This is a genomic window from Streptomyces sp. NPDC008079 (assembly GCF_042957385.1).
Taxonomy (GTDB): domain Bacteria; phylum Actinomycetota; class Actinomycetes; order Streptomycetales; family Streptomycetaceae; genus Actinacidiphila.
The window spans coordinates 537495-562608 of record NZ_JBIBIC010000001.1 but is presented as its reverse complement, the minus strand read 5'-3'; the positions used below and the strand labels follow the sequence as shown (position 1 = coordinate 562608).

The window sequence follows — 25114 nt, the reverse complement described above, 5'->3', positions numbered from 1 at the left end:
GTGCGGTGGATGGACGGTGGCGGCGCACGGCCGTACGGTGCTGCCCGCGGGGGGACGGTGCGGCCGGTCAGAGGTCGTCCGGGTCGAGCAGCCGGGCCAGCTTCAGGCCGACCTCGAAGCGGCTGGAGACCTGGAGCCGTTCCATCAGCTTGGTCATCACGCGCTGCACGGTGCGCCGGGCGACGCCCAGCGTCCTGGCGATGCGGTCGTCACTGTAGCCGTTGGCCATCAGCCGGATGATGGTCCGCTCCTGGTCGGTGAAGTCCGTGGCGGCGCCGGGGTCGTCGTCGCTGTCGGGGGCCGGGGTGGCTTGGCCGCCGCGCGCCATGTGCGGCATCGGCTTCGCCCGCAGCCAGTAGTCCTCGTAGACCGAGACGTACGAGCGGGCCAGCACCGCGCCGCGCACCAGCGTCATCGACGACCGTACGTGCGGGACGCCCGGCAGGACGACGGTGTGCCGGTCCACCACCAGCAGGTCGTGCGGGCCGTGGTCGATCAGCCGGACGCCGACACCCACGTCGGTCAGGTCGTTCAGATACTTGCTGTACTTCGGGATCTGGAGCAGCGAGCGCGGGTACAGGGCGCGGACCCGCACCCCGCGCCGTACCATCGCCGCGTCCCCGGCCAGGGAGTGCTCCAGCACCGCCATGTCCTGCGGCATCGGGCCCGGGTGCAGCGAGTCCACGGACTCCCGCGCGGTGGCGTCGATGTCGGCCAGCGCGCTCAGCCGGGTTTCCAGGTCCTCGAAGTTCTGGACGACCACCTGCTCCTGGAGCCGCGCCGCCGCGGGCCGGAACACCGTCAGCAGCGCCTGCGTCGTCTCGCTGAGCTCCGCCGCGTTCCGCAACTGCGCCGCGGCCGTGCCCAGATACGTGTCCATCGCCACCGCCAGCGCGGCGTCCGGGTCGACGGTCTCGACCCGCCCCTCCACCAGCCGGACCAGCCCCATGCCCTTCAAGGTCCGCAGCCCCGACTCCAGCCGCCCCTCGTCCAGCCCCACCAGCCCCGCCAGCCCCGCGTACGGAGCCCCACCGCCGTTCGCCACCGCCGTATAGATCACGACGGCGGACTCGATATCCCGCCCCTCACCCCTCGCCTGCCCCATCCCCTGCCCTCTTCCCCACCCACCACCCGACCCGCCCGATTCTCCCCCACCCCCCTTTTCCCCCAACAGCCCGTCCACCAGGTCTTCACCGAGGTGCCCCTCGTGCTGTTCGCCGAGCAGCGCCAGCCAGCCCGCCGCAAGCTGCGCCGCAAGGCCGGAGCCGCCTCCGCCGGCCTCCCGTACGCACGCGGAAGCGGCCGTACACAAGCCGAGGGCCCCGACATATCGCGCCGGGGCCTTCGGCTTCAGGCTAGTGCGTGGCCGGTGCCCGAAGCGGCCGTCAGGATCGGGGCGGGCTCAGGCAGCCGCGACACCGAGGGACACCAGGACGATCTGGACCGCCACCGCCCCGGCTCCGGTCCACGACCAGCGGTCGTACGGCGCTGTCGTGCGGTTGATCCGGCAGGTGGGAGCCTCCCCGGCAAGCGGCAACCCACCCGCCGTCGCGCCCATGGCGAGAAAGGCACCGCACGCGACGGCCCCTGCCAGAGCGCCCCCGGTGCGCAGCAGGCCGGGTGCGACGAACGTCATACCGACCCAGCCGAGCATGGCGGGCGGCGAACAGGCCAGCGCCCCGGCCAGCAGTCCCGCCTCGGGACGGTCCCGCACCAGCCGAACCGTGGCGCGCAGGGCCTCGTCCCCTGCCGAGGGCCGTTCGTACGGAACGCAGTTCGGACAGCGCACGTCCTCACCGCACTGAACGCACAGCACGAGGGCGTTGCCGCAGTCCTCGCACGGGTCGCCCGCCTCGTACGACGGTTCCCGTGCCCGTAGCCGCAGTGCTTCCCGCAGGCTCACCGGGGCACCTCGTCAGCGGTGTCGTCGGCGCACACGGCCCAGACGAGTTTCCCGACGCCTAAGCGTTCACTCACTCCCCAGCGTCCGGCGGTCAGTACGTCGACCAGGGCCAGGCCGCGCCCGGATTCGGCGTCCACGGACGGCTCCCGGGCTTCGGGCCGGACGCTGTTGGCGTCGTGCACCTCGATCCGCAGCGCGCCGTCCGTCAGCCGCTCGTACCGGGTCTCGACCAGCCGGTCCTCCGGCCCCCGCGCGTGCCGCACGGCATTGGTGAACAACTCCGACAGGACAAGTACGGCGGTGTCCGCCAGTCCGGTCATGCCCCACTCGCCCATGTGACCCAGCAGCGCATGCCGCGCCTTGGCCACGTTGCGGGGGTCGCGGCGCCACCGATGCACCGCGACCGAAGGGCGCCCCTCCAGCACTCCCGTCCTCACCGCACAGCCCCCGTACGTCCGCAATGGCGGTGGATGAACTCGCGCATGTCAGCCCGCTCTCGTCAGGTCGGCCACACCACCGGATCGTTCACCCGGTCGCGCGGATCTCACCCTCAAAACCCTTGCGGCGAGAGCCTGCTGAACCCATCCCATGTCCCTATGGGGTCGTCCTATATTTGAGGTATGGGGGATACTCCCGGGATCTTGTGGTCCCACCCGCAATTAGCGGCGGCGGTCACCAGTGAGGACTGGGGCGCCGTCTTCCGTACGTACCGAAAGCTCACCGGCCTGAGCCAGACCAAGCTCGGCGAACGCGTCGGACTCGTCCAACCCGATGTCTCCGACATCGAGCGCGGAAATCGCCGCGTGACCTCGGCCGAAGTACGCCAGCGCATCGTGGACGGCTTGGGTATCCCCGCTTCCCTCAACTCCCCTACGAAACACCGGCATTCGCCCGAGGCGCCCGTATCGGGCCTGGCCCTGCCCGGGATCGCACCGGACGAGGACCTGTTGGTACGGGTCACCAGTGTTGTCGAGACCTCGCGCCGGGTGGACGCGCCCACCCTCGACTGGCTCGACCGGCTGCTGGCCGAACACCGCAGGGCCGAGGACGAGATCGGATCACGCCCGCTCGTCGATGTCATGCGTCACCAACTGCGCACAGTCGTCGACTTGTACGCGGGCGCCCGTGGCCCGCTGGCCGACCGTGTCGTACGGCTCGCTGCCGAACACGCCCAGTTCCTCGCGTGGATGGCGCAGGACCAGGACGATGCGGCCACGGCGTTGGCCTGGTACGACCGCTCCCACGAATGGGCGTTGGAAGCCGGGGACGCCAACATGGCGGCCACGACCCTCAACATGAAGGCCCACATGGCCTGGTCGAGGGGCCGTGGCACGCGATGCGTCAAACTCGCCGAAGCCTCGCGCTGGTCGGCTCCTGGCACCTCGCTCGGCGTACAGGGGATGGCCACGCAGATGGCGGCGCGAGGGCACGCCCTCAACGGCGAAGCCGACGACGCTCATCGCCTGCTGGACGAAGCCCAGGACATCATCACCCGAGCCTCCGCCCACCCGGAGGACGAGCCGGTCTGGATGTACTTCTACGGCGAGACCTGGTTCACCCTGCAACGCGGCATGGCGGCCATGCACCTGCACGACTGGCAATCGGCCGTTGACCACCTGACAGCCGGACTCGACGCCCTACCGGACGAGTACCGGCGCGACAAGACCTGGTATCGCACGTGCCTCGCCCACGCCCTCGCCGCATCGGGCGAATCAGCGCGCGCCGCCACTGTGGCCCTGGCGAGCGTCCCGGACGCCTCCGACATCGGCCGCCCGCACTCATGGAACGAACTCCACACCACCGCCGCCGTCCTCATGCGGCGAGGAGCGAAGGAGGGCCGTCAGCTGGCGACCGTTCTCAAAGACAACGACTGATCAACACCACATCCACCCGGTGAGGGCCCCGGCACCGGGGTGCCGGGGCCCTCGGGTGTCAGTCCGTCAGCGGCAGGTACACGCGGTTGCCGGCGGCGGCGAATTCGCGGGACTTCTGGGCCATGCCCAGCTCGGCCTCGGAGGCGGAGGCGGAGGCGGAGGCGGGGGCGACGGGGCCGCCGTGGTCGCGGCGGATGTCGTGGGAGATCTTCATCGAGCAGAATTTCGGGCCGCACATGGAGCAGAAGTGGGCGGTCTTGGCGGGCTCGGCGGGGAGCGTCTCGTCGTGGAAGGCGCGGGCGGTGGCGGGGTCGAGGGCGAGGTTGAACTGGTCTTCCCAGCGGAATTCGAAGCGCGCGTCGGAGAGAGCGTCGTCCCACGCCTGGGCGCCCTCGTGCCCCTTGGCGAGGTCGGCGGCGTGGGCGGCGATCTTATAGGTGATCACACCGGTCTTGACGTCGTCGCGGTCGGGCAGCCCGAGGTGTTCCTTGGGGGTGACGTAGCAGAGCATCGCGGTGCCCCACCAGGCGATCATCGCGGCGCCGATGCCGGAGGTGATGTGGTCGTAAGCGGGGGCGATGTCGGTGGTGAGCGGGCCGAGCGTGTAGAACGGGGCCTCTTCGCAGATCTCCTGCTGGAGGTCGATGTTCTCCTTGATCTTGTGCATGGGCACGTGCCCGGGGCCCTCGATCATCGTCTGCACCTGGTGCCGCTTGGCGATGGTGTTCAGCTCGCCGAGGGTGCGCAGTTCGGCGAACTGCGCCTCGTCGTTGGCGTCCGCGATGGAGCCGGGGCGCAGGCCGTCGCCGAGCGAGTACGTGACGTCGTACGCGGCCAGGATCTCGCACAGCTCCTCGAAGTGCGTGTAGAGGAAGCTCTCCTGGTGGTGCGCCAGGCACCACGCGGCCATGATCGAGCCGCCGCGCGAGACGATGCCGGTCTTGCGGCGGGCGGTCAGCGGGACGTAGCGGAGCAGCACGCCCGCGTGCACCGTCATGTAGTCGACGCCCTGCTCGGCCTGTTCGATGACGGTGTCGCGGTAGACGTCCCAACTCAGCTCCTCCGCGCGGCCGTCGACCTTCTCCAGCGCCTGGTAGAGCGGGACGGTGCCGATGGGGACGGGGGAGTTGCGCAGCACCCACTCGCGGGTGGTGTGGATGTTGCGGCCGGTGGACAGGTCCATGACCGTGTCGGCGCCCCAGCGGGTGGCCCAGGTCATCTTGTCGACCTCCTCCTCGATGGAGGAAGTGACCGCCGAATTGCCGATGTTGGCGTTGACCTTCACCAGGAACCGCTTGCCGATGATCATCGGCTCGATCTCCGGGTGGTTGATGTTGGCGGGCAGTACGGCCCGCCCCGCGGCGATCTCGTCCCGGACGATCTCGGACGGGACGTTCTCGCGCAGCGCGACGTACTCCATCTCCGGCGTGATCTCGCCCCGCCTGGCGTAGGCGAGTTGGGTGACCGGCGTCCCGGTACGGCCCCGGCGGGGGAGCCGGGGGCGGCCGGGGAAGACCGCGTCGAGATTGCGGAGCCCGCCGCGCGGCGAGGTGTGCTTGAGGCCGTCGTCCTCGGGGCGGACCGGCCGTCCCGGGTACTCCTCGGTGTCGCCGCGCGCGATGATCCAGTGCTCCCGGAGCGGGGCGAGCCCGCGCCGGACGTCCGTCTCCACGGAGGGATCGGTGTACGGGCCCGACGTGTCGTACAGCGTCACGTCGTTCCCATTGGTGAGGTGCACCTGCCGGACCGGCACCCGCAGGTCCGGCCGCGATCCGACGACGTACGACTTGTGCCAGCCGATGTCCCGTACGGGACCGTCCACTTCGGTCCGGTTCGAGCCGTCCGCTTCCGTACCGTTCGAGCCGTCCGCTTCCGTACGATTCGAGCCGACCGACTCCGTACGGATCGAGCCGTCCGCTTCCGTACGATTCGAGCCGACTGACTCCGTACGGGCGGATTCGTCCCCGTCGGATCCAGGCGTGTGCGCGTCCTGCATGGTCATGAGACCCACTCCCTACGCCGGCATTACCCGGTAACAGGTTCAGCGGTCGGCGCAGCGTTCGTCCCGGCGGTCATGCCGTGCCGGCAACAGGTTCAGCGCCCTCTCAGCCCGGTGCTCCGAGCTCCCGCGTTTGCAAAGGTGCCCCCACGGTAGCGGTTCGGCGAGGACAGGCACCAGGGATCTTGCGATGATCAGCCCGTGGAAGAGCCCCCGCAGAGCCCAAGTCCCGGCCCCGGACCCGGCCACGGCCCCGGCCACGGCCCTGGCCCTGGCCCCGGCGCGAGCCACGGGCACAGTCACGGACACAGCCACAGTCATGGCCACGGCCACGGCCCCGTGCCGCCGGTCTCCCAGCACCTGCGCAAGGTCATCGCCGCGATCCTGGTCCCCTTCGCCGCCGCCGTCGTCGTCGGCCTGATCGTGCTGTGGCCGGGCGGCGCGCCCCAACACGCCCGCAGCGGCGTCGGCTTCGACCAGCAGACCCGGCAGGGCAAGGTGGTGCGACTGGTCGACGTGTCCTGCAAGGCGGAGAACCCGGGCCAGTCGTCGTCGGCCGCGAGCGACACCTGCCAGAAGGCCACCATCGAGGTCGAGTCGGGGCCCGACAAGGGGACGACCTTCACCGAGATCGTGCACCCCGACCAATCCCGCCGCTACTCCAAGGGCGAGGGCGTGGTCCTCGCGTACGCGCCCAACGCCCCCGCCGGACTGCGCTATTCGGTCACCGACGTGGACCGCGGCTTCCCGCTCGCGCTGCTCGCCGGGATCTTCGCGGTCGCGGTGATCGTCGTCGGACGGCTGCGCGGTCTGATGGCCCTGATCGCACTGATCGTCTCGTTCGGGATCTTGACCCTCTTCATCCTTCCGGCCATCCTCCGCGGCGACAATCCACTGCTGGTGGCGGTGGTCGGCGGCAGCGCCATCATGCTCATCGCGCTGTACATGTGCCACGGCGTCAACGCCCGCACCTCGGTGGCCGTCCTCGGCACGCTCTGCTCACTGCTGCTGATCGGCGTCCTGGGCTCGGTCTTCATCGACTGGGCGCGGCTGACCGGCAACACCTCGGACGAGACGGGCGTGATCCACAGCCTCTATCCCGGCATCGAGATCAAGGGCGTCCTGCTCGCGGGCGTCATCATCGGCTCGCTCGGCGTGCTCGACGACGTCACCGTCACCCAGACCTCGGCGGTGTGGGAGCTGAAGGACGCCGATCCCGGCGCGAATTGGCGCAAACTCTACGGCGCCGGTATGCGGATCGGCCGCGACCACATCGCCTCGGTGGTCAACACCTTGGTGATGGCGTACGCGGGCGCCGCGCTGCCGCTGCTGCTGCTCTTCTCGATCGCGCGCAGCGGCGTCCTGCGGGTGGCCAGCAGCGAACTGGTGGCGGAGGAGATCGTCCGCACCCTGGTGGGCAGCATCGGCCTGGTCGCCTCGGTGCCGCTGACCACGGCCCTGGCGGCGCTGGTGGTCAGCGCCGACCGGCACGAGAGGAGCGGCGGCAAGAACGGTGACGACAACGGCGGCAAGGGCGCGACCGGCCCCGCCGGACCTACCAGTCCCGCCCCGACCCGGAGGAGCCACCGCCGCCGGTGACCCGCTTGACGACCAGCACCAGCGCCCCGACCAGGACCACGAACACGATCACCTTGAAGAGCAGTCCGAAGACGATGCTCACCAGGCTGGCGATCAGCGAGCCGAAGACGATCAGCGCGATGACCGGAATGGCCACCCACTTCACCCACCACGGCAGGCCCTTCAGCAGCTTCTCCATGATGTCCTCGGTCTCCTTCTCCTTCTCGGGTCCTGGCGGTGTTCCGCCGATACTTCGACTGTAGGGCCACCGATGCCTCCGGCGGAGGGCCAGGAGGCCGGATACGACCCTGAACGCACCCTTAGGGCTCCGGGGGTGAGAAGACCACCATGACCCTGAGGTCCTCGGTGATGTGGTGGAAGCGGTGCGGGGTCCCGGCCGGTACGTAGACGACGCTGCCGCGACCCACGGTGGTCGTCTCCTCCCCCACGGTGATCGCCGCCCGGCCGCTGACCACCAGGTAGATCTCGTCCTGGGCGTGCGGCTGCTGGGGGTCGTTCTCACCGGCCTTGAGCGCGTAGAGCCCGGCCGACATGGTGCGTTCGCGCAGGAAACGGAGATACGCCCCCTCGTTGGCGGCCCGCTCCGCGTCCAGGTCGTCCAGCCGGAACACCTTCATCGCGTACTCCCCTTGTCCGGACTCCGTCCGGTACTTGTCCGGTCTCTTGCTTGCGTGATCAGGTCTGCGACGATCACACCATGAAGAATTTCATCGTCAAGACCTTGGCGAACGCCGGTGCCCTCGCGGTCGCCGTCTGGCTGCTCAAGGACATCACGCTCACCGGGGACAGCACCTGGCACAAGGTCCTCACCCTCATCCTCGTCGCCCTGGTCTTCGGCGTCGTCAACTGGCTCGTGAAGCCGGTCGTGAAGGTTCTGTCCTTCCCGCTGTTCATCCTCACCCTCGGGCTGATCACCCTGGTGGTGAACGCCCTGATGCTGCTCCTGACCTCCTGGCTGGCCGACAAACTCAGCCTCGACTTCCACGTCCACGGCTTCTGGACCGCGGTGCTCGGCGGTCTGATCATCAGCATCGTCTCCTGGGCGCTGGCCGTCGTCCTTCCGGACGACGAGTGACCAGTCACCACCCTGAGAAGGGGACCGAGCAGGGGGCGGCACAAGGGGCCGGGCGGGAGACCGAGCTGGGGACCGACCAGGAGACCGGGCGGGAGATCGAGCTGGGGACCAACCAGGAGACCGGGCGGGGGACCGACCAGGGGTCCGCGGGACACGAAGCGGCACAGCGGGCGGCCGAACGGCATCAGGCCGCCCGGCCGGAGGCCGCTGGCGACAGCACCCGCAGCGTGCACGCGGGACGGCCCCCGGCGACCGCGTACGAACCCTCGCTCCCCGGCCCGGTCTTCGTCTCGCACTACCACCTGCCGGGCGAGGCCAGCGGCCCGTACACGTACGGCCGGGACGAGAATCCGACCTGGGAGCGGCTGGAGGCGGCCGTCTCGGAGCTGGAGTGCCCCGGCGACCCGGCCGCCGCGACGCTCGCCTTCGCCTCCGGCATGGGCGCGGTCGCCGCCGTGCTGTTCTCCCAGGTGCGGGCGGGCGACACCGTGGTGCTGCCGTCCGACAGCTACCAGGCGACGCGCTCGCTGCGGGAGCGCCTGGAGTCGTACGGCGTGACGGTACGGCTCGCGCCGACCGTCGGCGACGGGCAGCTCGCGGCGCTGGAGGGCGCGCGGCTGCTGTGGCTGGAGACGCCGTCGAATCCGGGCCTGGACGTGTGCGACATCCGCCGGCTGTCGGACGCCGCGCACGCGGCGGGCGCGCTGGTCGCCGTCGACAACACCCTCGCGGGGCCGCTCGGGCAGCGCCCGCTCGCCCTGGGCGCGGACTTCTCCGTGGCCAGCGGCACGAAGGCGCTCAACGGGCACGGTGACCTGCTGATGGGCTACGTCACCACGCGCGACGCCGGGCTGAACGCGAGCGTGAGGCAGTGGCGCAAGACGGTCGGCGCCATTCCGGGGCCGATGGAGGCGTGGCTCGCCCACCGTTCGCTGGCGACGCTCGCCCTGCGCGTGGACCGGCAGTCCGCGAACGCGCTCACCCTCACGAGTGAGCTGCTGAACCGCGCCGAGGTGACGGACGTACGTCACCCGGGCCTGCCGTCCGACCCCGCGCACGCGGTGGCCGCCACCCAGATGCGGCGCTTCGGCGGCGTCGTCTCCTTCACCCTCCCCGACCGCGCCCACGCCGAACGCTTCCTGGCCGCGCTGCGCCTCACCTCAGAGGCGACCAGCTTCGGCAGCGTCCAGAGCACCGCGGAGCGCCGCGGACGGTGGGGCGGCGACGCCGTGCCGCCCGGCTTCGTCCGCTTCTCGGTGGGCGTCGAGGACCCCGAGGACATCGTGGCCGATGTGCTGCGCGCACTGGACGAAGCGGCGTCTTCATAAGGGTGAGCGCGCGGGCGCCGGGGGGCGAGGCGCGTCTTCGTCAGGGTGAAGGCGTGGGCGCCGGGGGCGGAAGCGTGTCTTCGTACGGGTGAGCGCGTGGTCATCCGCGCGCTCAGGCGCGTCTTCGTACGGGTGAGGGCGCGCGGGCGCACGGCGGCACGGCGGTGGCACGGCGGCGGAGGGGTGCGCTCCGATTCGCCGGGGCGGCGCCGGGAATTGTGCGGTGCGGCAAGTTTGCCGCCGCGCGCACTGCGGCAGATGTCCACCATGCCCCCGGACACGCATGACGGCCCCACCACCCGGCCGGTGGTGAAGCGTACGGCCCGCGCCATCGTTCTCGACGGCGACCGGCTCGTACTGATCAAGCGCACCAAGCCCGGCCTCGCCCCGTACTGGCTCACGCCGGGCGGCGGGGTCGAGGACGACGACGCGAGCGTGGTCGCGGCCATGCACCGCGAGGTCGACGAGGAGCTGGGCGCCAAGGTCACCGATGTGGTGCCCGCCTTCGTCGACACCGTCGAGCACATCGCGGACGACGGCTCGCACGGCGTGAAGGTGCAGTACTTCTTCGCCTGCCGCCTGGAGTCGATGGACCTCGACCAGCGGCACGGCCCGGAGATCGACGAGCCCTGCGGGGAGTACGAGATCGTGCGCGTGCCCTTCAGCCGCATGGGCCTGGCCTCGGTCGACATCGTGCCGCTGACCCTGCGGCACTACCTGGACGCGAACATCGAAGGGGTGCTGGGCCTGCTCGGCCCCGACCTCGGCTGACATCCGTGAGGGGACCGGCGGCCGGTCGCGTCAGTCCCCCGCGGCGACCAGTTCCTGCACGAGGTCGTGCCGTATCCGGTGCGACGGCATCCCGATCCGCACCAGCGTGTCCACACTGCTGCGGATCATCCCCGGCGGCCCCGACAGATACGCGTCGTACGCCTCCCACGGCCCGTGCGCGCGTACGGCGTCCGGCAGCGGCCCGGACAGCGCGTCGCTGGGGGTGTCGGCGACGACGGTGCGGACCGACAGCCAGGAGTGCTCGCGCTGCATGCGCAGCATCGTGTCGAGGTCGTAGAGGTCACTGGTGCGGCGGGCGCCGTAGAAGACCTCGACCGGGCGCCGCCGCCCGTGCCGGGCGACGTCCTCCACCAGCGCCTTGATCGGCGCTATGCCGGTGCCGCCGCCGAGGCAGAGCATGCCGTCGTCCGAGGCGTGGTCGGCCACCATCGAACCGGAGGGCGGCCCGAGCCGTACGACGTCACCGGGGCGGGCCCTGCCGACCAGCGCGTTGCTGACCCAGCCCGCCGGGACCGCGCGGATGTGGAAGGTCAGCAGGCCGTCGTCGCGGGGCGCGGCGGCGAAGGAGTAGTTCCGCCAGATCCGCGGCCACCACGGGGTCTCCACCATCGTGTACTGCCCGGCGAGGAAGGCGTACGGCTGGTCGGGCCGTACGGTGACCACCGCGACGTCGGGGGTCCGCAGCTCGTGGCTGACGATCTCGGCCTGCCACCAGGGCGGCGCGTGCCGTTCGTCCTCGGCCGCCGCGTCGATCATCGTCTGCGAGATCGCGGCGTACGCGCGGACCCACGCCGCCTCGGTCTCCGGGCCCCACACCGCCGACGCGTACCGGGCGAGCGCGCCGAGCAGCGCCTCGCCGACCGCCGGGTAGTGCTCGGCGCGGGTGCCGTACTTGCGGTGCCCCCGGCCCAGGTGCGACAGGTAGTCGCCGAGCGCCGCCGGGTCGTCGATGTGCTCGGCCGCCGTCAGCAGCGCCTTGACCAGCCGGTCGCGCTGCGCGTCCATCGCGGCGGGGAACAGGTCGCGCAGCTCGGGGTGGTGGATGAAGAGCAGCGCGTAGAAGTACGAGACCGTCCGGTCCGCGACCGGCCCGATCTCCGCCATGGTGCGGCGGATGAGGAGCGCGTCGGGCGACGGGGACCCGGCCGGGGAGGCCATCGGGGAGGCGGGCGTCTCGGGTCCGGGCATCCGCGGTACGGGAGGCGGTACGAACGCGGGTGCCGGTGCGGGTGTTGGTACCGGTGCGGGTGCCGGTGCCGGTGCCGGTGCGGATGCGGATGCGGCCGTGAACGCCGACGCCGGTATCGACGCCGGTGTGTACGCGGACGGCTCGGTCGGCGCCGAAGCGCGCGGCTCCGGCTCGGGTTCCGGCGCTGGTCCCGGCTCCTGCCGCTGCGCGGCGGCGGGCCGCGTCACGGGTGCGGCGGGCTCCTGCCGGGGCTGGGCGATCTTGCGGCGCCGCCCCCTGGGCTGCGGAGACGCCGGTGAGGCCGGGTCGGTGGTCTTGGCATCCATGATCACGTGGCCCCGAACTCCCGGTGGTCGATCCTTCGCTCAGCTCGCCTGCGGTGCCGTGTGAGCGTGCCACGCTGCGTGAGGGCACCGGACGAATAGCGCGAAGCGTCACCACTGGAGAAACGGTTTCGCGTACTATCCGCCGCGCCGTCCCCGGAGTCCGTGTCTCCAGGTCTCCAGGTCTCCACGGGGTCCCGTCCCGCCGTCCCCGATAGGTCCGCTACGAGATCGTCCCGTAGCGGACCTATTTTGCTAGTCTCGACGCATGACCGCAGAGACAGCAGCGACCGCAGAGGCCGTGACCACCGCAGCGCACGTCCCCCTGTCGGCGCGGACCGCCGACATGTCGTACCTGCTCCAGCACACCGCCCACGTACTGGCCACCCAGATGTCGGCGGCGCTCGCGGAGATCGGCATGTCGCCGCGCGCCCACTGCGTGCTGGCGCACGCGCTGGAGGCCGAGCGGACCCAGGCGCAGCTCGCCGAGCTGTCCGACCTGGACAAGACCACGATGGTCGTCACCGTCGACCAGTTGGAGCGGGCGGGGCTGGCCGAGCGAGTGCCGTCGGCGACCGACCGGCGCGCGCGGATCATCAAGGTGACCCCGGCGGGCGAGAAGGTCGTGGCCGAGGGCCAGGAGATCGTCGACCACGTGCACGAGGACGTGCTCGGCGCGCTGCCGGAGAGCGAGCGCACCGCCTTTGTCTCCGCGCTGAACCGGCTGGTCAACGGCCACCTCGCGACCCCCGCGGGCGCACCGGACGGCGGCCAGGGAGTGCGCCGCCCGCGCCAGTCCCGCAAGTAGCCCGCCCCGCCGCGGTCCGCCCCCGACCCCGCACCGCACCGCACCGCACCGCACCGCACCGCACCGCTCCACCGCCGGGCACGCACCCGCAAGGTAAGCCCGTAAGAGATAGTCTTCAACAAAACCATCTGCTACGGTCACTCCTGGTATCCCTTTCGCCAGGAGGCGACCTCATGCCACTCCGTCCCCATGCCGCCGGATCGTCGCGCGGCGCGGCTCTCGCGGTGCTCAGCGCGGGCACCCTGATGATCATCCTCGACGGCACGATCGTGAATGTGGCGCTGCCGTCCATCCGCCGTGACCTGGGCTTTTCGCAGTCGAGCCTCGCCTGGGTGGTCAACGCCTACCTCATCGCCTTCGCCGGGCTGCTGCTGATCGCCGGCCGCCTCGGCGACCTGTTCGGCCGCCGCAGAATCCTGGTCACCGGCCTGGCGGCGTTCACCGTCGCCTCGCTGCTGTGCGGGTTCGCGGACTCCGCGGGGCTGCTGATCGCGGCCCGCTTCGTCCAGGGCGCGGCCGGTGCGATGGTCTCGGCCGTCAGCCTCGGCATGGTCATCGCGCTCTACCCCGACGCCCGCGGCCGGGCCCGCGCCATGGGCGTCTACAGCTTCGTGCAGTCCGCGGGCGGCGTCCTCGGCCTGCTCGTGGGCGGCATCCTCACCCAGGCCATCAACTGGCACTGGATCTTCTTCGTCAACCTCCCCATCGGCTCGGCCGCCGCCCTGCTCAGCCTGCGCCTGCTGCCCGACGACCGCCCGGCCGCCGTACGCGAGCCCCGCACGCCCCACGAGCCCAATGGTGAGCCCCGCGAGCCCCGCGAGCCCCGCGCCGGGAGCGCGCGTCCCGGGGTCGACGCGCCGGGTGCCGTCCTGGTGACCGCCGCGCTGATGCTGGGCGTCTACACCATTGTCGGGACCACCGACCGGGGCTGGACGTCCCCCGCCACCGCAGGACTGGCGGCGCTGTCCGCCCTGTTGCTGGCCGGGTTCCTGATCCGTCAGACCAAGGCGGCCGAGCCGTTGATGCCGTTGCGGATCTTCCGCTCCCGGATCGTCTCGGGCGCGAACGTGGTGCTGGCGCTGATGGTCGCGGGCGGCTTCGGCTTCCAGTTCATGACCAGCCTCTACCTCCAGCAGGTGCTCGGCTACGGCCCGGTGCGGATCGGGCTCGCGCTGGCGCCGACCGGCGCGATGATCGGCGTGATGTCCCTGCTGCTGTCCGCCCGGCTCGGCGCCCGCTTCGGCCAGCGCGCCGTCCTGCTGCCCAGCCTGCTGCTCTTCGCGGGCGGCTTCCTCATCCTGGCGAGGGCCCCCTCCGCGCACGCCTCGTACCCCGCCGACATCCTCCCGGCGATCCTGGTCTTCGGCGTCGGCTTCGGCCTGGCCATGCCCTCCCTGATGACGCTGGGCATGTCGGAGGCGACCCCCGCAGACTCCGGGCTGCTGTCCGGCGTCTTCAACACCGCCCAGCAGATCGGCGGCGCGCTCGGCCTCTCCGTACTCGCCGCCCTGGCCGCCGCCCGCACCGACCGGAAGCTCGCCGCGGGCCACTCCGTACCGGCCGCCCTGACCAGCGGCTACCACCTGGCCTTCGTGGTCGCCGCCGGACTGCTGGCCCTCGGCGCCGCGGTCGCCGCCGTCCTACTCAGGCCCCCGTCCTCGCACGGCTCGAAGGACAGCACGCGGAACGGCGCTCAGGACAGCGCTCAGGACAGCGCTCAGGACAGCGCTCAGGACGGCGCCGACCGCACTCCCGAGGCCAACGGCCTCAGCGCACCGGCCAGTTCCCCTGCCCGGAACCGGAACCGGAACCGGAGCCAGGACCAGGACCAGGGCCAGGTCCGCCCGGCAGCGGCGCCGAAGGGTCGTACGGCACGCGTGTGAACACGAAGGACCCCAGGTCGAGATGGCCGACCGAGCCGTCGGCGCGCCGCACCGGCCGCAGCGTCTCGCCCGCGTAGTACCCCTCCAGGCCGGTCCAGGTGCCGTCGGATTCCGCGCGGAAGCGCGCGCCGCGGCCCTGGCCGGTCAGCGGCGCGAGCGCGAGGTCGCCGGAGGCGTGGACGCGCAGGCTGTAGCCGGACGTGCCCCAGTACCAGGGGCCCGCCAGGTCGAGCAGCGCCGGGTCGAGCGCGTCGGCGGGCCGCCAGGGCGCGGGCAGGCCGGGCTCGGCGTCGGCGGTGATCGCCAGCAGGTCGGCGGCGATGGTGCCGATCGCGGGCCCCGAGGTGGAGTTGGCCATCGCGAGCGCGCCCACGCCGTCCGCGACGCTCACCCACACGGTGGCCAGGAAGCCCGGCATCGAGCCCGTATGACCGGCGAGCGGGCGGTCGCCGCGACGGGTGAGCTGGAGCCCGAGGCCGTAACCCGAGTCGGGGTCGGCCGCGTCCGGCGGCGCGGCGGGCGCGCGCATCTCGGCCAGTGTCGCCGCGGCCAGCACGTCCGGGTGCCCGGCCGCGAGGAAGCCCGCCCAGCGCGCCAGGTCCTCGGCCGTCGACCACAGTTGGCCCGCGGGCGCCATCAGTCCGGTGTCCTGTACGACCTCGGGCCGCATCACGTCCGCCCACGGGTGGACGGCGAAGCCCCCGGCGGCCGGGGCCTGCGGCAGCGCCGTCGTACGCGGCATGCCCAGCGGGTCGAGCACCTCGGCCTTCAGGGCCTCGGCCCACGGCACGCCGCGTTTGGCCTCCACCAGGGCGCCGAGCAGCGCGAATCCGGGGTTGGAGTAGTGGTAGCGCCGTCCGGCCGGGTGTTTGACGGGGGCCGGGCCGAGGATGTCGGCCAGTTCCGGCCGCAGGTCGCCGGGGGTCCGCTCCCACCAGGGGCCCGGCGTCTCGGAGGCCAGGCCGGAGGTGTGGGTGACGAGTTGGCCGATCGTCAGACCGGCCACGTCCTCCGCGTCGTCCGGCAGGTCCGGCAGGTGCCGCGCCAGCGGATCGGTCAGCTCCAGCAGCCCCTCGTCACGCAGCCGCATCACCAGCACCGCCGTGAACGTCTTCGTGATCGAGCCGATCCGGTACTGCGTGTCGGCGTCCGGCGCGTGCCCCTCGATCATGCTGCGCGAGCCGAACCAGACCATCCGCCCGTCCCGTACGACCGCGCCGACGATCGACGGCGTACGGCCCTCGGCCTGGCCGACCGCGATCCGGCGCAGCAGGGCGCGGCGGGTGGCGGGCAGCAGTTCGCCGTCCGGCGCGGCGGGCGCGGGGCCGGGCGTCGGCAGCGCGTACGGGGCGGGGGCCGCGGGCCGGGGCCGGTCGGGGGACTGCGGTGGGTGCTGGGAATCGGTCGTCACTCGGCGCGCGCCTCTTGTCTCGGTACGGGGTCCGGGGCGGCCCTGGTGGCCGGATCCGTGCGCCCGGCCGACCTGGACTCCCCCTACGGACGGTCGCCGTTACGGTAATCGGCGGTGCCGAAGCGGAGCGACACAATTGACATCCGCATCCCGCGCAGCAGCGGGATCAGATGCGAGACGGGCGCGATGGCGTACGGGCCGCGACCGCGCGGCAGGCGCAGGCTGCGGACCTCGGCGATGCGCGGCGAGGCGGTCGCGACCTTGCGGTACTCCTTGCCGTCCATGCCCCACAGCCAGCGCGGCGCGCGATAGCCGGGGCGCGCCGCGCTCCCGCCCGCCTCCGTACCCACGTCCGGCCCCGCCTCCGTACCCACGTCCGGCCCCGCGTCCGGGCTCACCTCCGTCCCCGCCTCCGGCCCTGTCCCGCCCGCGTCCGCGTCCCTGCGCGCCTCGGCCCGCGCCTGGGCGTCCGCCCGGGCCCGGTCGTCGGCCTGGGCCTGGCTGCGGGCGACCATCCCCCGGGGGAGGGCGTCGAAGAGCATCCAGCCGCCGGGGAAACGTTCCGCGCATGCGGCGATCAGGCGTTTCACGTCGGACGGCGGCAGATACATCAACAGGCCCTGGGCGGTGACCAGTACGCCCTCGGAGTCGTCGACCTCGTCCATCCAGCCCAGGTCCAGCGCCGAGCGGGCCAGCGAACGGCGCCGTGGCGGATCGTCCGGAAGCAGAACGTCTCGGACCTCGACCGTCTCCGGCAGATCCACCGTCAGCCAGCGCACCCGGCCGTTGTCCACCCGCCAGAACTGCGTTTCGAGGCCCTCGCCGAGCGCCACCACCGTGCCGTCGGGGTGTTCGGCGACGAACCGCCGTACCTCCTCGTCCAGGCACCGCACCCGCAGCGCGTGCCACTGCGCCATGCCCGAGCCGCCGAACCGCTCGAAGGGGTAGTCGATACGGTCCACCAGCTCCACCGCGAGCGGGTCGTCCAGCAGCCGCGCCCCCGGCCGCCGGGCCTCGGCGGCCCGGTTGTACAGATTCCACAGCAGCGTTTCCGGTACGCCCTCCAGCTCGACCTTGAACCGGCCGACGCCGCCGGTCCCGCCCTCGTCGCCGCCGGCCGCCCCGCTCCCGTCGCCGTCCCGGCCGTCTCCGCTCACGCCACCACCGACGTCGTCGTTGTCGTCCATCCCCTTACGATCCCACTCGCCGCCGCGCCCGGCCGTGCCCGCCACGGCGGTACTTCGCAACCCCCTTGCCCCCGGCCCGCGTTGGGCCCGCTTGAAGAAAGCGGCGCCGTCCGGTCACGGCTGCGCGGAACCTTGACAGCGGTTTTCGCCAGGCGTAGACATCACGTCGGCCAGAGAGCGCTCTCACAGCCGTCCGGCGAGGCGGCGGGACAGCGCCCTCAGGCCGCCGCACAGCCGCACGCGTACGACCGCACCGCCGTACCAACCGCACGCGCACGACCGCACCGCCGTACGACCGCACGCGCACGACCGCACCTCCGCACAGCCGCACCGCGCACGAACGCCGATCGTGGCCGCGAGACCGGGGTCGGTGCCGCACACCGCAGCAGGGCACCACCGACGTCCACCCCCCAACCGGAGGCTCGCGCGTACGCGGCGCACCTCGCCGCACGCCGGCCGCGTGCTTGTCACGTGCTTGTCACGTGCGTGGCCGCGCGCTCGCCACGCGCGGATCTCCGCAAGGACGGCGGTACGTGCCCTCGTTGTCGGTTTCTCACCTCTCGCGCCCGTGCTCGCGGGCTTCCGCGAGCCGTCATCCGACACGTAGACACGTAGGAGCACACATGAGGGTCACCCCACGAGGGCTCTCCGCGCACCGTAAACGTTTCCGGTTCCCTCTCGCACGGTCACCGCAGGGCGTCCTGCTGATGGCGCTGGTGCTGATCGCCTCGGCGTATCTGTCCCTGGCGCCCACCTCCTCGCACGCGGCGACGCCGACCCTGCTCTCGCAGGGCAAGCCGGCGACCGCGTCATCCGTCCAGGACGCGTTCGCCGCGAGCGCCGCCGTGGACGGTGACACCGGTACCCGCTGGTCCAGCGCCGCGTCCGATCCGCAGTGGCTCCAGGTCGACCTGGGCTCGTCGCAGCCGATCACGCAGGTCGTCCTCAACTGGGAGACGGCGTACGGCAAAGCCTTCAAGATCCAGGTCTCGGACAACGCGACCGCCTGGACCGACGTCTACTCCACCACCACCGGCACCGGCGGCATCCAGACGCTCAGCGTCACCGGCACCGGCCGCTACGTGCGGATGTACGGCACCCAGCGCGCCACCCAATGGGGTTACTCGCTCTGGGAGTTCCAGGTCTACGGCGGTTCCGGCGGCGGTACGCCCCCGGCGACCTGCGGCACCACGACCGCCGCGCTCGGCAGGCCCGCCACCGCGTCCTCGACCGAGAACGCCGGGACCCCCGCCTCCGCCGCCTTCGACGGCAACGCGGGCACCCGCTGGTCCAGCGCGGCCTCCGACCCGCAGTGGGTCCAGGTCGACCTCGGCTCGTCGCAGACGCTGTGCGGCGCGCAGTTGACGTGGGAGACGGCGTACGCGAAGGCGTATCAGATCCAGGTCTCGACCGATGGTTCCACGTGGAACAACGCGTATTCCACGACGACCGGGGCCGGTGGCACCGAGAATCTGTCGTTCAACGCGACCGGCCGCTATGTGCGGATGTACGGCACGCAGCGGGCGACGCAGTACGGCTACTCGCTGTGGGAGTTCACGATCCTGACGCCCGGTGGCAGTACGACCTCCCCGCCGCCGAGCGGGGGCAACGGCAACTGCCCGTGGGTCGGTTCCACGGCTCCGGTGGCCACCCGCGTCCAACAGGTCATGGCGCAGATGACCAACGCGCAGAAGGTCTCGATCCTGCACGGCAACAACAACGCGACGCCGTACATCGGCAACATCACCGGCGTACCGTCGCTGTGCATCCCGAACATCGGCCTCCAGGACGGGCCGCACGGTGTCGGTGACGGCCTCGGCGGCGTCACGCAGATGCCGTCGGCGAACGCGTCCGCGGCGACGTGGGACGACGCGCTGGAGCAGCAGTACGGCGCGGCGATCGGCGCGGAGTTCGCGGGCAAGGGTGTGCAGGTGGCGCTCGGCCCGACGCTGAACATCGTGCGCGACCCGCGCTGGGGCCGGGCCTTCGAGACGTTCAGCGAGGACCCGTACCTCAACGGGCGGCTGGCGGCGGCCGACATCCGGGGCATCCAGAGCCAGGGTGTGATGGCCGAGATGAAGCACGTGGCCGTCTACAACATCGAGAATCCGGCGGGGACGGTCGTCGTCGACAACCGGACCATGCAGGAGCTGTATCTGCCCGCGTTCCAGGCGGCGGTGCAGCAGGGCTCGCCGGCGGCGGCGATGTGCGCGTACAGCGTCGTCAACTCCGTACCGGCCTGCCAGAATCCGGCGCTGATGAACGTCGGGCTCTACCAGCAGGCGGGCTTCGGCGGCTTCATCACCAGCGACTGGGGCGGCGCGCACTCCACCGTCGAGTCCGCCAACGCCGGTCTGACGGTGGAGATGCCGAACGGCTACTTCTACGCGGACTTCCTCGCGCAGGCGGTCGCCAACGGGACGGTCAGCCAGGCCACGCTGGACACGATGGTGAGCAGGCTGCTGACGCAGTTCTTCGCCTTCGGTCTCTTCGACAAGGCGCCCAGCGGTTCGCGGGACGCCGTCGTCACCACCCCGGCGCATGTGGCGACCGCGCTCCAGGGCGCGGAGGAGGGCACCGTACTGCTCAAGAACAACGGCATCCTGCCGCTGTCCACCGCCACCACCCACTCGATCGCGGTGATCGGCTGGGACGGCGGCGCGGGCGTGCAGTCCATCGGCGGCGGCAGCGCGACGGTGACCAGTTCCGGCACGGTCTGGCCGATCACCGGCATCCAGAACCGGGTCGCGGGCACCGGCACCACCGTGCAGTACAACGACGCGTCGAATCTCGCGTCGGCGGTCACGCTGGCCCGCTCCTCCGATGTCGCGATCGTCTTCGCCAGCGACAACTACGGCAACGAGGAGCACGACACCACCACGCTCGACCTGCCGCCGGTCGGCAACGCCCAGACCAACCAGAACGACATGATCGCCCAGGTGGCGGCGGCCAATCCGCACACCATCGTGGTGCTCAACAACAGCTCGGCGATCAACATGCCGTGGCTGAACCAGGTCGCGGGCGTCTTCGAGGGCTTCTATCCGGGCCAGCAGATCGGCACGGCGATGGCGGCGCTGATCTTCGGTGACGTCAACCCGTCGGGCAAGCTGCCCGTCACCTTCCCGAAGTCGCTCGCGGACGTGCCCGCGCACACCCCGGCGCAGTGGCCGGGGACCAACGGCACGGTGCAGTACAGCGAGGGGCTGAAGGTCGGCTACAAGTGGTACGACGCGCAGAACATCGAGCCGCTGTATCCGTTCGGCTTCGGCCTGTCGTACACCACCTTCTCCTTCTCCGGGCTCCAGGTCGGCGCGCTGTCCGGCGGGAACGCCACCGTGCGCGCGACGGTGACCAACACCGGGACGCGGGCGGGTACCGAGGTCGCGCAGCTCTACGTGGGCGACCCGGCCTCCACCGGCGAGCCGGTCCACCAGCTCCGCGGCTATCAGCGGGTCACGCTCAATCCGGGCCAGTCGCAGACGCTGACCTTCACGGTGTCCACGCACGACCTGGCGTACTGGAACACCGGCACCAACGGGTGGACGACGGCGGCGGGCAGCTACCAGATCCTGGTGGGGGACTCGTCGCGGAATCTCCCGCTGAGCGGCACGCTCAGCGTGCCGACGCAGGTGAACGCCGCGGCGGCGCGGGTGGGGGGCGGCGACGCCTCGTACGCCGTGCCCAATCCGCACGGCATGAGCAGCCCGCTGCACACGGCGGTGGACTGGGCGCTGGACCAGAAGGCCCCGAGCGGCACGGCCTTCTCGGCGACCGGTCTCCCGCCGGGGATCTCGCTCAGCTCGGCGGGGCGGTTCACGGGCGCGGCCACTGAGCGGGGTACGTACACGGTGACGGTCACCGCCCGTACGTCCTCGGCTGCGGCGTCCGCACCGGTGACGTTCGTCTGGACGGCCACCTAGCCGGTTCCGTTCCGGCTCCGGTGCCCTCCCGCGGGGGCGCCGGGGCCGGGGCCTCCCCGGTGAGCATCGCGGTCGGGGGCGACCACGCCTGCGTCCGCAGCTTCGAGACCGCGCTCAAGACGCGGCGCCCGCGCCGGCCCTACCGCGAGATGTGGGCCTCGATGCCGTCGAGGAGGAAGTCGAGGCCGAGGCGGAAGGTGTGGTCGGCGTCGAGGTGGGCGGCGTCGTGGATCACGGTGGACAGGGCGGGGAAGCGGCCGGTGGCGAAGGTGCGTTCCAGGTAGGGGCCCAGTGCGGCCTGCCAGCGCTTCTCGTCCAGGCCGGTGGTCCGCTCCGCGCGGCGGGCGGCGATCTCGCGGCGGACGGCGCCGGTCACGTAGGCGTCGACCGCGGTGACCACGGGCATGACGGCGTCCACGTGGACCCCGTCCAGCGCGGCGACGACGGCCTCGCCCCTGGCCAGCGCATGCGGGCCGAGCTGCGGCCGGCCGCCGAGCAGGTCGGCGAGCCACTCGTGGTCGTGGGCGGCCTGCCGGGTGGTCTCGGCGAGCGAGCGCAGGACCTCCCGCCAGGTGTCCCCGACCGGCCGGATCTCGGCGTGGATCGCGTCGACCATCAGGTCGAGCAGTTCGTCCTTGCTCTCGATGTAGCCGTACAGCCGCATCGGTCCGACGCCCAGCGCGGTGGCGACCTTGCGCAGCGACACCGCGTCCAGGCCGTCCGCGTCGGCCAGCTCGATCGCGGCGCGGACGATCCGCTCCCGGTCCAGGGGGGCCGGTACGGGTCGATTCGGCGGCTCCGGCCGCTCCCACACCAACATGCCGCATACGGTACATCGCATTGTCACGATACAGTGTATCGGCTTGTACGGTGTATCGAAGGAACCGAAGGGGACACCCATGCCAACGACCACCACCCCGAGCCCGACCCCGACTGCGACCGCGACCGTCGCCATCGTCGGGGCCGGCCTCGGCGGCCTGGCCCTCGCCCGCGTGCTGCACGTCAACGGCATCGACGCCGTCGTGTACGAACGCGAGGCGTCACGCGCCGCGCGCGGTCAGGGCGGCATGCTCGACATCCACTCCGGGCAGCGGGCGCTGCGCGAGGCCGGGCTCATCGACCGATTCCACGCGATAGCCCGCGGCGAAGGCCAGGACATGTGCCTGCTCGAACCGGACGGCACCCTGCTGCTCCAGGAGGACACCCCCGAGGACGCCCCGCTCGACCGCCCCGAGGTCGACCGCGCCGACCTGCGCGACCTGCTGCTGGACTCCCTCCCCGAGGACACGGTGCGCTGGGGCCACGCGTTCACCTCTGCCGCCGACGGCCAGCTGCGCTTCGCCGACGGCGGCAGTACGACGTACGACCTGCTGGTCGGCGCGGACGGCGCGCAGTCCCGGGTCCGCCCCCTGCTCACCGACGCCCGCCCGGCGCACATCGGCCAGAACATCGTCGAGCTCGGCATCCCCGACATCGACCGCACGCACCCCGACCTCGCGGCCATGGTCGGGCGCGGCAACTACTGGGTGCTCGGCGGCGGACTGTCGCTGGCCGCACAGCGCAACGGCGACGGCCGCGTCCGTATCGGCCTCAGCTTCTACAACACCGACGAGGACTGGTTCGCCACCAGCAAGATCCCCTTCGACGACCCCGCCGCCGCCCGGGCGCGTCTGATCGACCTGCTCCCCGGCTGGCACCCACGGTTCACCGCCCTGATCGCGGCTTGCGACGACACCGTCGTGCCACGGGCGATCACCACCCTCCCGGTCGGCCTGACCTGGCCGTCGACACCGGACGTCACGCTCATCGGCGACGCCGCCCACCTGATGCCACCGGTCGGCGAGGGCGCCAACATGGCCCTCCTGGACGGCGCCCTCCTCGGCCTCGCCCTGGCCGCGCACCCGGAGGACATCCCCCGCGCCGTCGCGGAGTACGAACGCGAGATGTTCGCCCGTACCGGCGCCGCCGCCCGCGAGTCGGCCCGCGTCCACGACATCCTGACGTCGCCCGACGCCGGCCGGAGAATGCTCGCGTTCTTCCAACCGGCCTGACCGCCCGGCAGGGCTCAGCCCGCCAGTCGCGCGAGGGCCAGCGCGTGCGCGCGGTCCAGGGCGTCGGCGGCGGCGCAGGGGACGTCCGGCCGCACACCGGTGCCCTCCCAATTCGTGCCGGAGACGGGGTTGACCGCGCGGCCCACGGGGATGGTGGCCTCCAGGTGCGGGTGTACGGTCCAGCCGTTGCACGGGTGCGCGCCGCCGCGGGTGCGCTCGCCGACGACGACGGCGCGGCCGAGCTGTTGCAGGTCGTAGGCCAGCTCCTCGGCCGCGGAGAAGGTGCTCTCGCTGGACAGCACGTACACCGGCCCGCTGCCGCCGAAGCGGGCGCCGGGGACGTGGGGCAGGCTCCAGGACTGCTCGCCGCGCTCGCCGTTGCGCTCGCCGCCGCGCTCATCGCCACCCCCATCGCCGCGCCAGTACATGGTGTTGAGGTGGGTGCGCTCGTCCAGCAGGTAGCTGCACACGAAGGCGACCGTGTCCGGGTCGCCGCCCCGGTTGGCGCGAAGGTCCACGATCAGCGCCTGGGCGCGGGAGGCCAGGGTGAGCGCGGCGCCCAGCGGCTCCGCGGCCCACTCCAGCGGGAACAGCATCGGCCCAAGCGTCAGTACGGCGACGCCGCCGTCGAGCAGCTCCAGCCGGGGCACACCGCCCAGCGAGGTGTCGAAGTCCCGGCGCATGGCGGCCAGGCCGGCCGCCCCCTGCTCCGGGGAGACCGGGGCGGCGTGGTGCTTCAGCCTCAAGTGCCGGTCGCCGTTGACGGACTGGAGGTCCGCGGTGACCAGCCGGGCCAGCTCCTCGGCGTCGTCGACGCCGTACGCGCCCTCGGCGAGACGCCGTCGCAGCAGGGCGGCGAGCTGCTCGGCCGTCTCGGGGAAGACGTAGTGCTCGGTGAGCAGCCGGGCCGTCTCGTCGATGACAGGGGCCGGGTGAAGGTTCGTCGGAATCGTCATGGCAGGGAGTAGAGCACCGTCCTTGCGAAAGCGTCAAAGACTTTAGACACTTTCGGTATGTCCGATCAGCCGACCTACCCGCCGCCTCCCGAGGACGTCCTGGAGATCAGCGCGCCCGAGCAGTTCGCGGCGCTCTCCCACCCCTTGCGCCAGCGGCTGCTCTTCGCCCTGGGCCAGCGGCCCGCCACCGTCAGCGGGCTCGCGGCCCAACTCGACGCGAAGAAGGGCAACGTGGCCCACCACCTCAAAGTGCTCCGCGAGGCCGGGCTCGTCCACATCGCCGAGACCCGCCAGGTCCGCGGCGGCACCGAGCACTCCTACCAGCGCACGGCCCGCCGCATGCTCGTCGCCGAACCCCAAGCGGCAGGCACCGCCGCGATGTTCGCCGCCGTCGCCCACGAACTGGACCGCTCACCCGTCGCCCCCCACCTGACCCTCCGCCACCTCCGCCTCAGCCCCGCCCAGGCGAAACACCTCGGCGACACCCTCACCCAACTCGTCGACGAGACCCCCGAAAACACCGAATCCCAGCCCGTCCACGGCGTCCTGGTAGCCCTCTACCACCACACCCCGCCCACCCCATAATCAACCCCGCCCCCGGCGTCCGCCGGCGGTGCGTCTGCCCCGGGGCAGTGGGTCCGTCAGCAGGTGAACCATCGGTTCAGTAGCGCCGCCGGAACACGGGAATGGTCGTACTGGCTCGACACGTTCAACATCGCCTATGGGCCGGTCGATCCGAAGGTGTTCCTGTCGGAGCCGACCGTCTGTAGGGTCTCGCCGCCGATGACATGTCGATCTTCTGTGACCTGCTGGTTC

At 71.9% G+C, this 25114-nt stretch carries 21 protein-coding genes and 1 riboswitch; of the genes, 10 read left to right on the top strand and 11 right to left on the bottom strand.

The window, feature by feature from the left end:
• Window positions 1-67: 67 nt before the first annotated feature.
• From ACFZAM_RS02345 to ACFZAM_RS02335, 3 genes are all read right to left on the bottom strand, one after another.
• A complete protein-coding gene (locus tag ACFZAM_RS02345; RefSeq protein WP_355336628.1) occupies window positions 68-1105 on the bottom strand; it encodes a LuxR C-terminal-related transcriptional regulator in 1038 nt (345 codons plus the stop codon).
• A gap of 297 nt (window positions 1106-1402) precedes the next feature.
• On the bottom strand, window positions 1403-1903 hold the full coding sequence (locus ACFZAM_RS02340; RefSeq protein WP_391042080.1) for a hypothetical protein: 501 nt from the start codon (window positions 1901-1903) through the stop codon (window positions 1403-1405).
• Window positions 1900-2271 carry an ATP-binding protein gene (locus ACFZAM_RS02335; protein WP_391042078.1) on the bottom strand — a complete coding sequence of 124 codons (372 nt, stop codon included), beginning with the start codon at window positions 2269-2271 and terminating at the stop codon, window positions 1900-1902. Before ACFZAM_RS02335 ends, ACFZAM_RS02340 begins: the two co-directional genes overlap by 4 nt.
• A 252-nt stretch (window positions 2272-2523) precedes the next feature.
• On the opposite strand from ACFZAM_RS02335, the gene ACFZAM_RS02330 reads away from it, so the two are divergent.
• Window positions 2524-3777, top strand: coding sequence for a helix-turn-helix domain-containing protein (locus tag ACFZAM_RS02330; RefSeq protein ID WP_391042076.1), 1254 nt, complete (start codon window positions 2524-2526; stop codon window positions 3775-3777).
• Window positions 3778-3835: 58 nt separating this feature from the next.
• Here ACFZAM_RS02330 and thiC read toward each other — a convergent pair whose 3' ends face one another.
• Window positions 3836-5779, bottom strand: coding sequence for a phosphomethylpyrimidine synthase ThiC (gene thiC / locus ACFZAM_RS02325; RefSeq protein WP_391042075.1), 1944 nt, complete (start codon window positions 5777-5779; stop codon window positions 3836-3838).
• A riboswitch (TPP riboswitch) is annotated at window positions 5772-5917 on the bottom strand. It overlaps the preceding gene by 8 nt.
• A 60-nt stretch (window positions 5918-5977) precedes the next feature.
• On the opposite strand from thiC, the gene ACFZAM_RS02320 reads away from it, so the two are divergent.
• Complete coding sequence (locus tag ACFZAM_RS02320) at window positions 5978-7375, top strand: YibE/F family protein (RefSeq protein ID WP_391042073.1); 1398 nt, start codon at window positions 5978-5980, stop codon at window positions 7373-7375.
• Here the strand turns inward: ACFZAM_RS02320 and ACFZAM_RS02315 are convergent.
• Window positions 7332-7553 (bottom strand): DUF5326 family protein, encoded by a 222-nt coding sequence (locus ACFZAM_RS02315; RefSeq protein WP_355336634.1) that lies wholly within the window; start codon window positions 7551-7553, stop codon window positions 7332-7334. The genes ACFZAM_RS02320 and ACFZAM_RS02315 overlap by 44 nt on opposite strands.
• 121 nt (window positions 7554-7674) lie before the next feature.
• Window positions 7675-7992: a cupin domain-containing protein gene (locus ACFZAM_RS02310; RefSeq protein WP_355336635.1), complete on the bottom strand. Its 318-nt coding sequence runs from the start codon at window positions 7990-7992 to the stop codon at window positions 7675-7677.
• Between the two features lie 80 nt (window positions 7993-8072).
• Between ACFZAM_RS02310 and ACFZAM_RS02305 the strand changes: the two genes are divergently transcribed.
• The 3 genes from ACFZAM_RS02305 to ACFZAM_RS02295 all read left to right on the top strand — a co-directional run bounded on the left by ACFZAM_RS02305 (window position 8073) and on the right by ACFZAM_RS02295 (window position 10549).
• A complete protein-coding gene (locus ACFZAM_RS02305; RefSeq protein ID WP_355336636.1) occupies window positions 8073-8450 on the top strand; it encodes a phage holin family protein in 378 nt (125 codons plus the stop codon).
• A gap of 227 nt (window positions 8451-8677) precedes the next feature.
• Window positions 8678-9778, top strand: coding sequence for a cystathionine gamma-lyase (locus ACFZAM_RS02300; RefSeq protein ID WP_391043488.1), 1101 nt, complete (start codon window positions 8678-8680; stop codon window positions 9776-9778).
• A gap of 267 nt (window positions 9779-10045) precedes the next feature.
• Window positions 10046-10549, top strand: coding sequence for an NUDIX hydrolase (locus ACFZAM_RS02295; RefSeq protein ID WP_355336765.1), 504 nt, complete (start codon window positions 10046-10048; stop codon window positions 10547-10549).
• A gap of 30 nt (window positions 10550-10579) precedes the next feature.
• Here the strand turns inward: ACFZAM_RS02295 and ACFZAM_RS02290 are convergent, their stop codons facing one another.
• Window positions 10580-12085 carry a globin domain-containing protein gene (locus tag ACFZAM_RS02290; protein WP_391043485.1) on the bottom strand — a complete coding sequence of 502 codons (1506 nt, stop codon included), beginning with the start codon at window positions 12083-12085 and terminating at the stop codon, window positions 10580-10582.
• Window positions 12086-12428: 343 nt separating this feature from the next.
• On the opposite strand from ACFZAM_RS02290, the gene ACFZAM_RS02285 reads away from it, so the two are divergent.
• Together ACFZAM_RS02285 and ACFZAM_RS02280 are read left to right on the top strand one after the other, a co-directional pair.
• Window positions 12429-12890 carry a MarR family winged helix-turn-helix transcriptional regulator gene (locus ACFZAM_RS02285; protein ID WP_355336767.1) on the top strand — a complete coding sequence of 154 codons (462 nt, stop codon included), beginning with the start codon at window positions 12429-12431 and terminating at the stop codon, window positions 12888-12890.
• 173 nt (window positions 12891-13063) lie between these two features.
• Window positions 13064-14773 carry an MFS transporter gene (locus ACFZAM_RS02280; protein WP_391042069.1) on the top strand — a complete coding sequence of 570 codons (1710 nt, stop codon included), beginning with the start codon at window positions 13064-13066 and terminating at the stop codon, window positions 14771-14773.
• On the opposite strand, the gene ACFZAM_RS02275 is transcribed toward ACFZAM_RS02280, so the two are convergent.
• Window positions 14658-16070, bottom strand: coding sequence for a serine hydrolase (locus ACFZAM_RS02275; RefSeq protein ID WP_391043482.1), 1413 nt, complete (start codon window positions 16068-16070; stop codon window positions 14658-14660). The genes ACFZAM_RS02280 and ACFZAM_RS02275 overlap by 116 nt on opposite strands.
• Window positions 16071-16267: 197 nt before the next feature.
• Window positions 16268-17371, bottom strand: coding sequence for a class I SAM-dependent methyltransferase (locus ACFZAM_RS02270; RefSeq protein ID WP_391042067.1), 1104 nt, complete (start codon window positions 17369-17371; stop codon window positions 16268-16270).
• Between the two features lie 707 nt (window positions 17372-18078).
• Between ACFZAM_RS02270 and ACFZAM_RS02265 the strand changes: the two genes are divergently transcribed.
• Entirely contained in the window at window positions 18079-21291 is a 3213-nt protein-coding gene (locus tag ACFZAM_RS02265) for a discoidin domain-containing protein (RefSeq protein ID WP_391042065.1), read from the top strand.
• Window positions 21292-21430: 139 nt separating this feature from the next.
• Here ACFZAM_RS02265 and ACFZAM_RS02260 read toward each other — a convergent pair whose 3' ends face one another.
• Window positions 21431-22111 carry a TetR/AcrR family transcriptional regulator C-terminal domain-containing protein gene (locus ACFZAM_RS02260; RefSeq protein ID WP_391042063.1) on the bottom strand — a complete coding sequence of 227 codons (681 nt, stop codon included), beginning with the start codon at window positions 22109-22111 and terminating at the stop codon, window positions 21431-21433.
• A gap of 79 nt (window positions 22112-22190) precedes the next feature.
• On the opposite strand from ACFZAM_RS02260, the gene ACFZAM_RS02255 reads away from it, so the two are divergent.
• A complete protein-coding gene (locus tag ACFZAM_RS02255) occupies window positions 22191-23342 on the top strand; it encodes an FAD-dependent monooxygenase (protein ID WP_391042061.1) in 1152 nt (383 codons plus the stop codon).
• A 14-nt stretch (window positions 23343-23356) separates the two neighbouring features.
• Here the strand turns inward: ACFZAM_RS02255 and ACFZAM_RS02250 are convergent, their stop codons facing one another.
• The gene (locus ACFZAM_RS02250; protein WP_391042059.1) at window positions 23357-24298 is read right to left on the bottom strand and encodes a S41 family peptidase; all 942 of its coding nucleotides are present in this window, start codon (window positions 24296-24298) and stop codon (window positions 23357-23359) included.
• A gap of 57 nt (window positions 24299-24355) precedes the next feature.
• Between ACFZAM_RS02250 and ACFZAM_RS02245 the strand changes: the two genes are divergently transcribed.
• The gene (locus ACFZAM_RS02245; protein WP_391042058.1) at window positions 24356-24883 is read left to right on the top strand and encodes an ArsR family transcriptional regulator; all 528 of its coding nucleotides are present in this window, start codon (window positions 24356-24358) and stop codon (window positions 24881-24883) included.
• The last annotated feature ends 231 nt before the right edge of the window (window positions 24884-25114 follow it).